The organism is Pseudarcicella hirudinis, assembly GCF_900115665.1.
Classification (GTDB): domain Bacteria; phylum Bacteroidota; class Bacteroidia; order Cytophagales; family Spirosomataceae; genus Pseudarcicella; species Pseudarcicella hirudinis.
The window spans coordinates 286,049-301,336 of the sequence record NZ_FOXH01000005.1 but is presented as its reverse complement, the minus strand read 5'-3'; the positions used below and the strand labels follow the sequence as shown (position 1 = coordinate 301,336).

Annotated in this window: 16 protein-coding genes; 4 read left to right on the top strand and 12 right to left on the bottom strand. The window is 38.5% G+C overall.

Annotated features, from left to right (window positions below):
* Window positions 1-36 precede the first annotated feature (36 nt).
* Both BM179_RS11195 and BM179_RS11190 read right to left on the bottom strand, forming a co-directional pair.
* Complete coding sequence (locus BM179_RS11195; protein WP_092016777.1) at window positions 37-441, bottom strand: MaoC family dehydratase; 405 nt, start codon at window positions 439-441, stop codon at window positions 37-39.
* Between the two features lie 109 nt (window positions 442-550).
* Window positions 551-979 carry a YybH family protein gene (locus tag BM179_RS11190; protein WP_092016775.1) on the bottom strand — a complete coding sequence of 143 codons (429 nt, stop codon included), beginning with the start codon at window positions 977-979 and terminating at the stop codon, window positions 551-553.
* A 226-nt stretch (window positions 980-1,205) separates the two neighbouring features.
* Between BM179_RS11190 and BM179_RS11185 the strand changes: the two genes are divergently transcribed.
* The 4 genes from BM179_RS11185 to cdaA all read left to right on the top strand — a co-directional run bounded on the left by BM179_RS11185 (window position 1,206) and on the right by cdaA (window position 4,054).
* Entirely contained in the window at window positions 1,206-2,066 is an 861-nt protein-coding gene (locus BM179_RS11185; protein WP_092016773.1) for a diacylglycerol/lipid kinase family protein, read from the top strand.
* A 29-nt stretch (window positions 2,067-2,095) separates the two neighbouring features.
* On the top strand, window positions 2,096-2,440 hold the full coding sequence (locus tag BM179_RS11180; RefSeq protein ID WP_092016771.1) for a translation initiation factor: 345 nt from the start codon (window positions 2,096-2,098) through the stop codon (window positions 2,438-2,440).
* Window positions 2,441-2,467: 27 nt separating this feature from the next.
* Window positions 2,468-3,160 (top strand): peptidoglycan DD-metalloendopeptidase family protein, encoded by a 693-nt coding sequence (locus BM179_RS11175; protein ID WP_092016769.1) that lies wholly within the window; start codon window positions 2,468-2,470, stop codon window positions 3,158-3,160.
* Between the two features lie 108 nt (window positions 3,161-3,268).
* Window positions 3,269-4,054 carry a diadenylate cyclase CdaA gene (gene cdaA, locus BM179_RS11170; protein ID WP_092016767.1) on the top strand — a complete coding sequence of 262 codons (786 nt, stop codon included), beginning with the start codon at window positions 3,269-3,271 and terminating at the stop codon, window positions 4,052-4,054.
* A 74-nt stretch (window positions 4,055-4,128) separates the two neighbouring features.
* Here the strand turns inward: cdaA and BM179_RS11165 are convergent, their stop codons facing one another.
* The 10 genes from BM179_RS11165 to BM179_RS11115 all read right to left on the bottom strand — a co-directional run bounded on the left by BM179_RS11165 (window position 4,129) and on the right by BM179_RS11115 (window position 15,239).
* Window positions 4,129-4,641, bottom strand: coding sequence for a GNAT family N-acetyltransferase (locus BM179_RS11165; RefSeq protein ID WP_092016765.1), 513 nt, complete (start codon window positions 4,639-4,641; stop codon window positions 4,129-4,131).
* 327 nt (window positions 4,642-4,968) lie between these two features.
* Window positions 4,969-6,594 (bottom strand): NADP-dependent glyceraldehyde-3-phosphate dehydrogenase, encoded by a 1,626-nt coding sequence (locus BM179_RS11160; RefSeq protein ID WP_092016763.1) that lies wholly within the window; start codon window positions 6,592-6,594, stop codon window positions 4,969-4,971.
* Between the two features lie 151 nt (window positions 6,595-6,745).
* Complete coding sequence (locus tag BM179_RS11155; RefSeq protein ID WP_092016761.1) at window positions 6,746-7,153, bottom strand: DUF4332 domain-containing protein; 408 nt, start codon at window positions 7,151-7,153, stop codon at window positions 6,746-6,748.
* A gap of 356 nt (window positions 7,154-7,509) precedes the next feature.
* On the bottom strand, window positions 7,510-8,694 hold the full coding sequence (locus BM179_RS11145) for an MFS transporter (RefSeq protein ID WP_092016757.1): 1,185 nt from the start codon (window positions 8,692-8,694) through the stop codon (window positions 7,510-7,512).
* A gap of 112 nt (window positions 8,695-8,806) precedes the next feature.
* Entirely contained in the window at window positions 8,807-11,164 is a 2,358-nt protein-coding gene (locus tag BM179_RS11140; RefSeq protein WP_092016754.1) for an efflux RND transporter permease subunit, read from the bottom strand.
* A 157-nt stretch (window positions 11,165-11,321) separates the two neighbouring features.
* The gene (gene meaB / locus BM179_RS11135; protein ID WP_092016751.1) at window positions 11,322-12,305 is read right to left on the bottom strand and encodes a methylmalonyl Co-A mutase-associated GTPase MeaB; all 984 of its coding nucleotides are present in this window, start codon (window positions 12,303-12,305) and stop codon (window positions 11,322-11,324) included.
* A gap of 70 nt (window positions 12,306-12,375) precedes the next feature.
* Window positions 12,376-13,062: a 2-C-methyl-D-erythritol 4-phosphate cytidylyltransferase gene (locus BM179_RS11130; RefSeq protein WP_092016749.1), complete on the bottom strand. Its 687-nt coding sequence runs from the start codon at window positions 13,060-13,062 to the stop codon at window positions 12,376-12,378.
* A gap of 93 nt (window positions 13,063-13,155) precedes the next feature.
* Window positions 13,156-14,208 (bottom strand): tRNA preQ1(34) S-adenosylmethionine ribosyltransferase-isomerase QueA, encoded by a 1,053-nt coding sequence (gene queA, locus BM179_RS11125; RefSeq protein ID WP_092016747.1) that lies wholly within the window; start codon window positions 14,206-14,208, stop codon window positions 13,156-13,158.
* A 187-nt stretch (window positions 14,209-14,395) separates the two neighbouring features.
* Window positions 14,396-14,815 (bottom strand): DUF2752 domain-containing protein, encoded by a 420-nt coding sequence (locus BM179_RS11120; protein ID WP_092016745.1) that lies wholly within the window; start codon window positions 14,813-14,815, stop codon window positions 14,396-14,398.
* On the bottom strand, window positions 14,799-15,239 hold the full coding sequence (locus tag BM179_RS11115) for an RDD family protein (protein WP_092016743.1): 441 nt from the start codon (window positions 15,237-15,239) through the stop codon (window positions 14,799-14,801). Before BM179_RS11115 ends, BM179_RS11120 begins: the two co-directional genes overlap by 17 nt.
* Window positions 15,240-15,288 lie beyond the last annotated feature (49 nt).

Here is a 15,288-nt window from a genome sequence, read left to right as displayed (position 1 = left end):
GCAAATCGGAAATTGCGGATTTTATCTGTAAAATGTCTAAAACTGATCTTTGTTCATGATCAAAGCAGAACCTTCCGTTGTCTTTTTCCCGGTTTGCACATCAAAAATTTCGGTTGAAATTTCAGCAGTATGTTTGTCAGCATTAATGGCAGTTACGGTAAATACTGCTTCATACTCGTTGTCAACAAACATTGGTCTTTTGTACTCTGAAGTTTGTTTTAAATATACACTTCCGAAACCCGGAAATTCTGTCCCCATTATTTTGGAAAATACGCTTGATGCTAAAGCACCATGAATAATCGGACGTTTAAAGGGCGTTCCGGCTGCGAATTCAGCATCCAGGTGTAAGGGATTGTTATCACCTGAAACTTTGGCAAAAAGGATTACATCATCCTGAGTAAATGAAAATTTATGTCGGTAAACCGTGCCTGACTCTATCATTGTAAGGGGTAAATATGAATATTAGGAATTTAATTTATCGTTTTTCCGTCGGGAAATGCCGGATCTTGTGGCAAAGTTAAAGATTATCAGTAACCTGTTAGATATTTATTTAAGAAGAATGATCAGCAACAATAAACCATTTTCCATTGATTTTCTTCCATAGAAGGGTATAGTGCCCTTCGATATCACCTTTTTCGGGTCTGGTTAAATGCCATTTACCCACCAGAAAACAAACGTCTTTGGCCGGGAAATCTACTTTAATAATATCAAATTTTAGTTTACCCATTGTGGCAAGATTCGGGTAATTTTTCTTATAATTTGCCAGCGTTGTATGATAGCCATATTTTACGCCGGATTTTCCGATGTACATTAATGAGTCAGATTCCCAATAACCTTTCATGAAATTTTCAAGATTTCCCTCATTCCATGCTCTGGTCTGTCGGTCTAAAATGTCAAGAATAGTTTGTTTATCTTTCGATAACTGACCAAAGCTTTGAAAACCAAACAGGAAGATTCCGAGAAATAGTAATTTTTTCATGCTTAAATTTTATGTATTTTTGAGTTTAAAATGCGCTATTTTTAAGGCAAAGGATGGTTTTTTTGAGAAAAATAAAAGGATAATATGAAATTCAGGGAATTTATTGAAAAATACAAGGATTATTATATCGTGGATGGATTGATGTACCTTTCATTTATTCTGGTGTTAATACTCATGTTTATTTTTTTTAGTTGAAAAACATTCAGCTAAGCATCTGTTTTATGATATGATTTGGTTTATAATGAATGCTACCTCCGGAACGACAACAGAAGCCCGGAAAAGCAAAATAATAAAGCTGATAGAGAATCAAAAGAATGTAAAATTGATTTTCACTGAATATGCCGGACATGGTGCGGAGATCAGTAAAAGAGCAGTGGCAGAGAAAGTCGATAAGGTTATTGCAGTAGGAGGAGACGGAACGGTGAATGAGATTGCCAGAGAGCTGATTGATTCTGAAACAGCTCTTGGAATCATTCCGATTGGTTCAGGAAATGGTTTGGCACGTCACCTGAAAATTCCGATGAAAGTTGAAAAGGCCATTCAGCTGGCTGTATCAGGGAAGACCGTTAAAATTGATGCCTGTTTTTTGAACGAAATTCCGTTTTTCTGTACAGCCGGTGTTGGTTTTGATGCCAATGTAGCAAACGAATTTGCCAAGCAGAAATCCCGTGGTCTGAAAACCTACGCAAAAATGTCGCTGAAATATTTCAGAACCTATAAGCCACAGACTTATCTGCTGGAATATAAAGGTCATGAAATGTCAAAAACCGCTTTTACGATCACTTTTGCAAATGCCGCTCAATACGGAAACAATGCGATGATTTCTCCTGATTCGAAAATTGATGACGGACTGATCGACCTGGTGGTTTTAAAACCTTTTCCTTTCGGGGCGGCACCGATTATCGGGGTGAGGCTTTTTAAAGGAACCTTGCCAAATTCACGCTATGTAGAAACTGAAAAGGGAACTTCTTTCAGACTGAAATCTGAGGAGCCTTTATTGGTTCATTTTGACGGAGAACCACATCAATTGTCTGTTAATGAGGTGGATGTAACGATCAGGCAACAGTGTTTGAAGGTAGTTTGCTAATCAGATTATAATGTTTTAATTTTTATAAAATGTCCAAAAACAAGAAAATTCCGGTAGGGGTTGTTTATTCCACCGATCCGACTTTTGACTTTTCTTATGACCAGGCTGAGGAGCCAGATACGCTTGCCCCTGAAAAGCAGAATTTTAAAATTCAGTTAGATAAAAAGGCGAGAGCCGGTAAACAGGTTACCTTAATCAGTGGTTTTATCGGAAAAACGGATGACCTTGATGCATTGGGTAAGAAACTGAAAAACCATTGTGGTTGCGGAGGTTCGGTAAAAGACGGGGAGATTTTACTTCAGGGAGATTTCAGGGAAAAAACACTGGAATTTCTTACTAAACTTGGATATAAAGCCAAAAAGAGCGGCGCTTAAGACCTTTGCAGCCGAATTAAAGAGCATATGGAGTTAAACACTTTACTGAAAAAATATCAGCATGAATTTGCAGCCGTTGTTCCTTTCAACTGGCAAAGTGATAAAGTGCTTAAACTAGACCTGACTGCCGGCAATCCTGATTTACATACAATCGATTTAAACGACACCAAAGTTTTTGAAGCATATCTTTTCGGAAAAATTAAACAGGCAAATGCAGTCTGTGGCTTTGGTGGATACATGGAAAATCGCTATATTTATCAAAAAAGAGATCATTTCCAACATTCTGACGAATCCCGGTCAATCCATTTAGGTGTTGATATTTGGGCAAAAGCCGGAACGCCCGTCTTTACACCTCTCGCAGGTAAGATTCATAGTTTTCAGAATAATGACAATTTTGGAGATTATGGCCCAACCATCATCGTTGAGCATGAATTGGAAAATACAATTTTCTTTACGCTTTACGGTCATCTTGATTTAGCGTCTCTAAATGGACTTTTTGAAGGGAAATTTATTGAAAAGGGGCAGAGAATAGCATCTTTCGGGGATTATCCTGTGAATGGGAACTGGCCGCCTCATCTTCATTTTCAGGTTATTTCAGAGATGCAGGGGAAAAAGGGCGATTTTTGGGGTGTTTGCAAGCCCTCTGAAAAGGATAAGTTTTCAATCATCTGTCCTGATGCGAATATTGTCCTGAAACTGGACGAAAAGTTTTACGAATAAAATAGTTTGTTATTAATATCTCAACTTTATAAAAAGAGTTTTTGCCGCTGTGAATATTTACTGAAGTTTTTACAGTACCCGGACAGCTCTTATGAAAATTAAAAAAATATGCGGATTGGTTTCCTTCAAATAGATTGGATTGATGTTTTAGATGTATTACTGGTAGCATTCCTGCTTTATCAGATATACAAGCTTATACAGGGAAGTATTGCCAACAAAGTATTTTTCGGATATATTCTTATTTATGTAGTGTACCTGGTTGCGAAGGCATTGGGGATGGAATTGCTGTCTGCTATTTTAGGACAATTTATGAATGTTGGGGTACTGGCTTTACTGATTATTTTTCAACAGGAAATACGTAGATTTCTGCTTATGCTCGGCAGATCAACCTCTTTTCAGGAAAATGCTTTACTAAAGAGATTCTACACACCTAAGATTTCCAAGGAAAATGTAAGCACTTTACAGGCGATAGTAGAAGCTACCAAGTCAATGGCAACAACGCATACCGGGGCATTGATTGTAGTGGAAAAAGAGGATGATCTGAAAAAATTTATAGATTCCGGAGATCATCTGGATGCTGTTGTTACAAAACCTTTGTTAAAAACAATTTTTGGGAAAAACTCCCCGTTGCATGACGGCGCCGTCATTATTAAAAACGGAAGAATTGCTGCGGCGAGGTGCATGCTTCCTATTTCTGAAAATGGCACAATTTCTCCGGCTTTGGGGTTCAGACATCGTGCCGCAATTGGAATGAGCGAACATACTGATGCTGCAATTGTAGTAGTTTCGGAAGAAAAAGGTGAAATTTCATTTGTTGAAAACGGAAGTATTTTTAGAAATATGTCTGCAGGTAATCTTGAAGAAAAACTGGCAGGGTATTTTGTCAAAAATTAGAAAACAGCATAAAACTAAAACAGCCCGGTTCGGAAATCATTTTCCATGCCGGGCTGTTTTATGATACACCATCGCTAATTTATAAACAGAAGAAGTTCGTCCTTTTCATTATCATTAGGAGAAAAACGAACCTTTTTGTCAAATTTCAGCCCAAGTTTTTTTAATAAGGCAATTGAGTGGCTATTGTCCTCCGTTGTAATGGCTGCAACCGGATGGATTTTCAGAACATTTTTTGCATAGTCCAGCGTGGCTTTGCCCGCCTCAAAAGCATATCCCTTTCCTGTATATTCAGGTAATAAAGCATACCCTATATCGACGTATTCCAGATAATCACGATGAATCAATCCGCAAAGACCAATAGGCGTTTCATCAGTTTTCAGTTTCACAAGGTATAAGCCGAAACCATTTGTCTCATAGCTGAGTTGCGGCCCGTTAAGAATATAATTACGGGCATCTTCCAGATTCTTTATACCCCGGTCGCCAATAAATTCCAGCCAGGTTGGATTATTTAACAGCTCAAAGATGAAGGCATCGCATTCAGGAGTTAGATGAGAAAGAATCAGCCTTTCAGTTTCGATTACAGTCATATTTTGAAAATTTAGCTAAAAGATGAAGGTTTTAGAAATGAAATGTTTGAAGTAAAATGAAATACAAAGTACAAAAGATTCTTCAGATCTGGTAATCACCTCATCATAAGTCTGACCATTTCCCTATTCGATCCGCCCTCAAACTATCCTTTAAATTTTATTCTATGTATTCTTAATGTTCCCCCTATATGCGCTGTGTTCCCATGTGGTTACCAAGCATTCCCCCTATGTGCCCTATGTTTCTATGTGGTTGCAAATGTGGTTGCAAAGAAAGAGGCTACCTCAAAACCCTGAAGCAGCCTCTTAAAACGTTAAATGTATTTTTTCTTACAAAATGAATCTTGTAGATAAGAAATTTGATTCCTGATTTTCAACAATCTGGTTAATAATTGCCTTATTTTCAAGTGTCTGCTTAGTCGCTACAACCGTGCGGATTGAGAATGAGCGCAAAGCAGCAGTTACTGACAACGTTCCTTCTGCAGAATCCTTACGGCCAGTGAAAGGAAAAGTATCTGGTCCCCGTTGGCATTGGGCATTAATATTAACCCTTGAAACCTGATTTACGGTAGCATCAATCAATTCGGAAATCTGGTTTACTTCAGTACCGAAAATAGAAACCTGCTGTCCGTGAGATGATTCAATCAGATAATCAATAGGTTCTTCGATGCTTTCATAAGGAACTACCGGAACTACCGGACCGAATTGTTCTTCATGCCAGATTTTCATTTTACTGTTAACCGGATAAATCAAAGCCGGTTGTACCAAAGATTTGTAGCTTTCTCCACCACCTTCGTTAATTACGCTGGCGCCATGAAGCTTTGCATCTTCGATCAGCTCTTTAAGGTAAGCAGGCTTGTTGGGTTCAGGAAGCGGAGTAATGTTAACTCCTTTTTCCCACATCATACCCAACTGAAGTTTTGAAATTTCCTCAGCCATTCTTTTGTTGAAAATATCGACAACGGACTTATGTACAAACATGATTTTCAGGGCTGTACAACGCTGACCGTTGAACGACAAAGAGCCTAGCATACATTCTTTCACAGCAAGTTCAATGTCAGCACTTTCTGTGACAATCGCAGCGTTTTTAGCATCCAGTCCGAGAATAGCTCTTAAGCGGTTTACTTTCGGGTGCATTTTCTTTAATTTATCGGCGACTTTTGAAGAGCCGATCAAAGTTAATACATCAATTTTCCCGGATTCCATCAGGCAGGGGATAACTGAGTTTCCACGACCATAAACAGTATTAATTACTCCGGCAGGGAAAGAATCTTTAAATGCTTCAAGCAAAGGATAATGTAATAAAGAACCGTGTTTCGGAGGTTTGAACAAAACTGTATTACCCATAATAAGGGCAGGAATCAGGGTTGTGAATGTCTCATTGAGGGGATAGTTAAAAGGTCCCATACAAAGAACAACTCCCAGTGGCGAGCGGCGAACCTGCCCGATAATTCCTTCAGTAATGGTAAAAGTTGAAGAGTTCCGGTCAATGTCTTTCAGAGCATCAATCGTGTCATAAATATACTGAACGGTTCTGTCGAATTCTTTCTGAGAATCTCCCAGTGATTTACCGATTTCCCACATCAGTAATCTGACCACTTCATCTCTTTTCTGAATCATCCTTTGTGTGAATTTCTCCACACATTCAATGCGTTTTGCCACTGACATTGAAGGCCATTCTCCACGACCGTTGTTATAGGCTTTTACGGCTGCATAAAGCACTTCCATCGCATCGGCGGGATCAGTGATAGGATAAGAACCTATGCGTTTTTGTTCCAGGCCTTTTTCGGTCTGGATATAAACCGGAGACCATACGTCCTGGGTCTTTCCTGACCACTGGCGCATTTCTCCGTTAACTAGATACTCACGCTGCTCAATCGGCTGAGTGAGGTTAAATTCTGCCGGAATTTGAGATTCCGCAGGGAACAAGCTTTCAAATTTTCGAGAGTTACTCATGGTTGTAACAAGGTTTTAAAGATAAATTTGCCGGTGGGAATGGTCACTAAATAATCCAAATATCGACAATTAATTTCTTGGCAAAGTTCAAAAAAAAAGCAAACTCCCTGTCGAAAGTTTGCTTTTTCTTGAAAAAAGAATATGTTTTCTCTTAATATTCTAAAATATAAGGGAGGTTCTTCGCTTGATCAACCCAGTCCTCAACTGCTGCAAGGGTAGGAGGGCGAGATGTTAACTGGTCATTTTCATTAGCTGAAAGAATCTTCGCATGAAGGTTGGCAGGAATCCTTTTTGACAGTTCTTTAACAGTATCTACACCTGCTACTTCCAATAGATCAGAATAGACAGAACCGATACCTTTCAGGCGGGCCAAATCAGCACGATTGGCTAATTCTAAAACTTCTTTCGGGAAAATACCAAGCTGAGAGGCCAACTCATTTCTACCTGCAGGAGTTGCTGCTTTAGCAAGAAACGGGTCAGATGTTGGATAACCTAATTCCTTTAATTTATCAGCCACTGTAGTTGAAATCCCTTTTAATTCACCAATTGGTAAGCTCATACTTTTGTAGGTTTATTTGTTGAAAAATACAGAAGTTTAATATATCTAAATTTGCTGAAGAAAAACTCAGAAAACTTACATATACTAAGTGATCAGAAATATAAGAATATTTTTATTTTTTTCGAACCAACCCAGTATTTTTTTTCCCCTGAGCCTTTTTAAAAGGTTTTCAACTGGTATTTTCTTCTTAGTTTATTGAGCAGAAATTTTTTCTGCATGGTAAAACTTTCGGGATGAATCTGGTTGAAAATTGTCTTTAACTCCTTGAATTTCTCAGGGTTATCCCAAAGAAAGGTTTCTGCATTTATGTTTTTCTGTTCTAAATACGTTTCAAAAATCATCCCTGAATGAGTTTACTAATTTTCTGCAAGTGTCTTCGACTTCTTGTTAACATAAATCAAATATACAAAAGAAATAAGTGCCAGTACTGCTGAGATAAAATACGGAAGTGAAATTTTATCAGGATTTCCCTGGTAAATCATCCCTGAGAAATAAGCACCAAGTCCGATTCCGGCCTCTAAAGCAATGTACATGGTAGCCATCGCTCTTCCTCTGTAGCGTTCATCAGAAAGATCAATCGTCCAGGCTGTAAGCGTTGGTGTATTGAAGCCCCATGAGAAACCAAAAAGGATTGAAGAGGTAATGAAAACCCAGAAAGATTGTGTCCAGGCAAGTAATAACATGGAAGCGATTAAAAATACAATCGAAATAATTAAGACCGGCACCCTTCCGAAACGATCAGAACTTTTAGAGAAAAATAGTCTCACAGCAAGGGAAGCAATGGTATAGAGCGTAAAGAAAATTCCTTTATTGGTCAGTCCCAGCATTTTTGTCTGATCAGGAATCAGCGTCAGAATTACACCGGATGAGAACGATACGAGTAACATGACAAAGAACGTTGGAAATACCCGTGGTTCAAAAACATCTTTCCAGCCTATTTTAAAAAGCTTCAGGCTAAATGCCTGTTTCTGTGCTTTAGGTAAGGTTTCCTTCATGTTCAACAGGATTATGATCGAGAACAAGGCCATTCCTGACGATACATAGAACATGGTATTCAATGAGAAAATATCTGCCAGATAACTTCCGATTGTTGGGCCTAATGACATTCCGGTAGCGGTAAAAATACCTAACATTCCCTGTGCTTCCCCTCTCCGGCTTTCCGGAATAATATCAGCTACGTATGCTGCTGTAGCCGTAGGTTTCGTTCCGGTTGACATGCCATGTACAAAACGCAGAAATAAAAAACCTGCCACAGAATGGATTAGGGGGTAAATACCTCCGCATATAAAACAAACAATTGAGCCGAAGGCCATAATCGGAACCCGGCCTACTGTGTCGGAAAGTTTTCCTGAAAAAGGCCTTGAAATTCCGGCAGTCAACGTGAAAAGTGCAATAATATAGCCGATATAAGCTTTTCCTCCCATACTACTCAGGTAATCTGGCAGTTCAGGAATCATCATTTGAAAACTGGCCGAAAAGAGAAAGTTACTAAGACAAAGCAGCCAAAACTGAAGCGTATAAATAGAAGATTGTCGTTCCATTCGCAAAGGTACGAAAAGTACAAAAGCAAGATGAGGTTTTTTTTGATAAATTTCGCAAAAAGAGCCCTGTCAGACAAACGAACCTGACAGGGTTTTCGTAAATGATTGATTCTTAATGTTTTTTTCGTGAATCAGATTTATTGATAGTCATGAGAAAGGCTGGTAAAAGGATTAAATTACAAATCATGGCCATCAGCAATGTTACTGAAATAAGAATTCCTAATGCCTGGGTTCCCTTGAAAGTTGAAGCGGTAAAAATAAAAAAACCTGAGAACAGAATTACTACAGTATAAAACATGGATACCCCGGTATTGAGAATGGTTTCGGTAACGGCCTGTGCGATTGTCCTGTTTTTCGAAAGTAATTCATCCTTGTATCTGGTAAGGAAATAGATGGTTCCGTCTGATGAAATACCAAAGGCAATGGAAAAAATCAGGATCGTGGTTGGTTTTAAAGCAATGCCAAAAAAACCCATCAATCCTGCTGTAATAATGAGCGGAATCAGACTTGGCAACGTAGAAATGAGTACCATTTTCCAGCTTCTGAATAACAATGCCATAATCAGACAAATCAGAATAATTGCCTGAAAAGTACTTTCAACCAAGTTTTTTTGCAGATAGTCATTTTGCCAGGCATAAACTACACTATTTCCGGTAATCTGGGCATTATATCCCTCAGGATCGCCGATTTTATGCATAATCCCGGCTTCGGCATCATAGTTAAAAATAGAATCAATTTTGGGCTGAAGTATTTTTATCAGTTCATTGGTTCTGACTGTTCCGACATCTGCCATTTGAAAACTTACCCTTGTATATCTTTTAGTGGAATCAATAAAACCATTAAAACTGTTTTGCTTTCCTTCCAGACTGGCATTAAATTCCTTTAGTTTATTTAACTCATCAATGCCTGGCAAAACAAAGTATTTGGGGTTTCCGCCACGGTAGGCCTGATAAATGAATTTTGTAGCAGTTACGAGTGATAAACCTTTCGTAAACTCCGGAAATTTGGCAAACTCCTTTTCCATTCTTTTAATTTTTGTTAAAAGCTGAGGTGTAAGGGCCCTTCCGGGTTTATAGGCATCAATATTTACTTCAAAAGGCATTACACCTTTAAAGTTCTTTTCAATAAATTTCAGGTCAGTAAAAATGGCATTATCCCTTGGTAAATCATCTACAATATAACCGATTGCCTGAATTTTGGTCATGCCATAAACTGAAGTCCCGACAATTAAAACAATAATGGCATAAATAAGCCCCCTGTGATTATTTACCCAGAAATTGATGGTGGTCAGAACTTTGGTAAGTCTTTTGGCTTCCAGGTGAGCGGTATTTTTAGCACTTGGCGGAGGCAGATAACTGAAAACGATCGGAATAAAAACCAAAGAAACAAGGTAAATAAGCATTACATTGATAGAGGCTACAATACCGAATTCTACTAAAAGAGCACTACCCGTAAAAGCAAAAACCCCAAAACCTACAAATGTGGTAAGATTTGCCAGAAACAAGGTTTGACCAACTTTCTCAATGGAAGTGCTGAGTGCCTGTATTTTGTTGCCATGCAGACTATATTCTTCATGGTATTTGTTGAGCAGGAAAATGGTATTCGGAATACTGATTACAACAATAAGCGGTGGAATCAGACCGGAAAGTAAAGTGATTTTGAATCCGAATAATACAATAATCCCCAAAGAAGAAACGATTCCGATTAAAACTACGATCAACGCAAAAATAACTACTTTCAACGACCGGAAAAAGATGGCCAGAATCAGGGAAGTAACACCAATGGCAAGCAGAAGAAAAAGACCTAATTCATGAGTTACCTGAGACGTAAATTCTGTTCTGATAAAAGGCATACCCGAAAAATGCATTTTTACCTGATTGGCATTACCGAAATCCAGAGCCATTTTCTTAATCCTTTTAACGATATCAATTCTGCTGTGATCGTTGATGGTTTTCTGATTAAAGGTTACCATCATCAGATGAACGTTTCCGGCATCATTATAAATAAAGTCCTGATAAACAGGAAGGTTCTTTATTTTCTCCCTGACAGCATCAACCTCTGCCTGAGTTTGAGGTCTTTTATCCAGAATTTTATCGGTAACGAACTTTTTAGCAGCCTCATCTTTTTTTAGAACAGGTAAGTTTGCATTTGAAATAACATCTTTTATGCCTCCGGTATTTTTAATTATTTCTCCCAGATCGTACCAATGCTGGAAGGTATTCAGGTCATACATGTGATCTGTTTCAGCAGCGATGACCATCACGGCGCCATCCTCACCATATCTTTGTTTAAAAGATTCATACAGCTTAAAGCGTTCATCTGTTTTCGGAAGAATTTTGGCTAATTCATAGGAAAGCTGAACTTTAGAGGCTTCAATTGACATGAAAATGGTCAGGATTGCCAATAATACCAGTGACAGGATGCGGTGGTTAAGAATAGTGCGGGCGAGATTGTGCCAGAATTGTTTCATCAGCGTTTTTAAATTATTCTTTTTCAGTATTTCAGAAATTCGTATCACCGGATTCTTTGTTAATTAACGAACGGTAATCTGTAAATAATCTGATCATCCCCTGATTAAATCATTACGAACTTAAAATATTGAAAGTATTAATGGTTTGAATAAATTCCTACTTAATATATATACTTAATAGTTCAAACGCAGCATGATGGGGTAATATTTTTCCGGAAATGACATCTTTTTGTAAATTTTTCAGCCTTTCCTGCACTTTGGGGTGATTATAAAAATGTTCTCCTAATGTTTGCTGAATGGAATTTTGCATCCATTCCAGATTCTGGTTCTGACGGTTTTTTTCAAAAAAACCATTCTTCTGAAGTAATTGTTTATGTTGTTCGACTAAATCCCATATTTCAGCAATCCCTGCGTTTTCGAGGGCAGAACAAGTCATTACCCTGGCGTACCATCCGCTTTCTTCGGGAGGGAAAAGGTGAATTGCATTTTCATACTCGGCTCTTGCAAGTTTTGCTTTGGGCAGATTATCAGAATCAGCTTTGGTAATTGCTATGGTATCAGCCATTTCCATAATCCCTTTTTTTAATCCTTGCAGCTCGTCTCCGGCTCCGGCAAGCATAAGCAGTAAAAAGAAATCAACCATTCCCCGTACAAAGGTTTCCGATTGACCTACCCCGACAGTTTCAATAATAATTACATCAAAACCCGCTGCTTCGCAGATGAGCATTGTTTCACGGGTTCTGTTAGCCACACCACCCAGGAAAGCACCTGCAGGAGAGGGGCGTATGTAAGCAAGGGGGTCATGAGCAAGCTGTTCCATCCGGGTTTTATCTCCGAGAATACTTCCTTTACTCTTTTGACTGCTTGGGTCGATGGCAAGAACGGCCACTTTTTTGCCTTGTGAAGTAAGAAATTTACCGAAAGCTTCAATAAATGTACTTTTTCCCACACCGGGGACACCGGTAATGCCGATTCTGATAGCTTTTCCGCTGAAAGGAAGAATTGATTCCAGAACTTGTGAAGCAAGTATTTTGTCCTGGGACAGCTGACTTTCAATCAAGGTAATAGCTCTGCTCAGAATCACCCTGTTACCGGAAAGGATTCCTTCTACATAACCTTGTACTGAAAGTCGTTTTTGCATAGATAAAGATTGTTTTCTAAAGGTTTAAGGTAACAGAAACTTATGAAAACATATTCAAAACGGGCCAAAACTATCTCTTTTTCAGAAGAACTTCTGCCCAGAGCAAGTCTTCCGGTGTAGTGATTTTGATATTTTCGTAGTCTCCGTCGATAAGATGAATTTCGAAACCGGCTGCTTCAGCCACGCTGGCATCATCAGTAAATGTAGGTAATTCAGGGTTTTGAAAAGCCTTTTTTATGGTTGAAAGAAGGAAGGTTTGCGGTGTTTGTATGATACGAACGGTAGAACGGTCAACAGCTTTTCCCGAAATCCTTACAGAGTCTTTCGAGGCAACGCTGACCACAGCAGTTCCGGTTTCTGAAGCGGTTTTAAAACTTCTCAGAATGACTTCAGTACTCACAAAAGGTCTGACTCCATCGTGAATGGCTACTAATCCTTCTCCCTGAATCATATTCAATCCGTTCAGACTTGACTGAAAGCGGGTTGCTCCGCCTTGTATGACCTGATGCGCTAAATTCTGAGAGAAATCTGCATGTTTTCGGCATAGTTCTTCCCAGAAATCGATCTGAGATTCCGGAAGAACTAAAAGAAGCTCAATGGAAGGATCAGCTTCCCGGAATTTTTTAAGGGTATGTAGTAAGATCGGAATCCCCCCAATTTCAATGAATTGTTTGGGTAAATCACTTTTCATTCTGCTTCCGCTGCCTCCGGCTACTATGATGGCATATTTCTTGAAAGAATTTGCTGACTCAGACATTATTCAGGTTTGGACAAGACTTAAAAAAAAAAAGACTAAATATGATTTTCCAGGAACATGAGAAATCATATTTAGTCTTTCAAAGATCAAAAATTAAAGAATCAGCATTGCATCACCATAGCTAAAGAATTTATATTTTTCTTTAATAGCCTGCTCATATGCACTGGTAATCAATTCATATCCTCCAAAAGCGCTGGTCATCATAATTAAAATAGATTCAGGCAAATGGAAGTTTGTTAAAAGCGCATTAGGAATTCTGAAATCGTAAGGTGGGAAGATAAATTTATCTGTCCAGCCTTCAATTGGTTTCAGATGTCCATCAGCAGAAACTGAAGATTCCAACGCTTTCAGAACAGTAGTTCCGACAGCACAAACTCTTTTAGAATTGTCGATCGCATCATTTACACTTTGGCAGGTAGCCTCAGTAATCACGAAATTCTCAGAATCTGTTTTATGTTTGGTAAGATCTTCGACATCAACCTGGCGGAAAGTACCAAGACCAACGTGTAATGTTACCGGAGAGAAATGAACGCCTTTCAGCTCCATTCTTTTCATAATAATTTTAGAAAAGTGCATTCCGGCAGTTGGTGCAGCAACCGCACCGACATGTTCAGCATAAATGGTCTGATAGCGCTCACGATCAGAAGCTTCTGCTTTACGTTTGAAGCGGATTTCGTCAGGAAGTGGTGTTTCTCCCAGTTCATCGATAGCCTTCATCAAAGCATTGTGATCGCCATCATACAGAAAACGGATAGTACGACCTCTTGAAGTAGTATTATCAATTACTTCAGCAACAAGATCGCTATCTCCAAAATATAATTTATTTCCGACACGAATCTTTCTGGCAGGATCTACCAATACATCCCAGAGACGATGTTCGCGGTTTAATTCTCTCAATAAAAACACTTCGATTTTAGCACCTGTTTTCTCTTTATTTCCATAAAGACGGGCAGGGAAAACTTTGGTATTGTTCGTGACCATTACATCACCATCATCGAAATATTCGAGAATATCAGAAAACATACGATGTTCAATGGTTTTAGTCTTGCGATTAACAACCATCAATCTTGAATCACCTCTGTTTTCAGGGGGATGCAATGCAATAAGGCTTTGTGGAAGGTCAAATCTGAATTCAGATAACTTCATACGGATTTATGATTTTGGTTTTTGTGGAAACGACAAATTCTTGAACAATAAAGGGTTAGTTGTAATCTATTTTGGTGTGAATAAATCCTTCTGACCTTGAACAAATCACTATCGTTTTGTACCGATTCTTACAAAGATACAATTTGGAGGGGGGGCTTGTCAATATAAAGTTTATAATATCCTCTTCCTAATTTTTCGGAGCTAATAAATTGAAGGGGTAAAATTGTACATTTCTTAGTATCCAAAAGGCACAGATCAGGCAGATTACTGACCAGAAAAATGTTTTGCCCGGGATTAATCTGTTAAGGTAATAACCTGGAAATAATTCCTGCAATACTTTCAGGAAAATTAATGGTAATATAATGTAAATCAATGGATTGTATTGTAATGCATCCAATGGTTTTCTGTGCAGTAATGCCTGAAATGCTCTTTGTCCCCCGCATCCGGGGCAATAAAAACCCGTGAATTTGTGAAAAATGCAGACAGGAAGAACCGGATTATCCAATAAGTCTGCGAAATAATAAAAAGCGGTTATTATCAAAATAATAACCGCTAAAATAATTTTATCAAAGGAGAATTTTTTGTATTTATCAGGCTTTAACCACATAAGTTTTAGCAATCATGTCATGTAAAGTCTGTTCTTCTTTATTAAAAAATGCCAGAAAGTAACCGATCAGACATATCATACCGGAAATCAATCTGCTGATTGACCTAATGATAGCTGTATTGGTCTGGAGGCGTTGACCATTTGCGTCTACTACTTTAATTTTCATAATTCTTTTACCGATAGTAGCCTGACTCGGAGATGATTCGAAATAAGCAAAATAGGCGATTTGGGCAACAACAGAAAAACCGTTTAAGGCGATATATCCTGCTCCGAATATTGCGGCATTTCCATCAGAAACTCCGGTAGAAAAAGCCGACCCGAAGAAAATCATCATGAGAGCGCCAAAAACAAGGCCAAAAAGTACTATGTCAATGATTACAGCCAAAAGTCGGTTTCCGACTCCGGCCAGCACTTGGTTTTCCATAAAAATACTGTTTAGGGTTTATTGAGGAATTAATTGAATTTTGGAACAA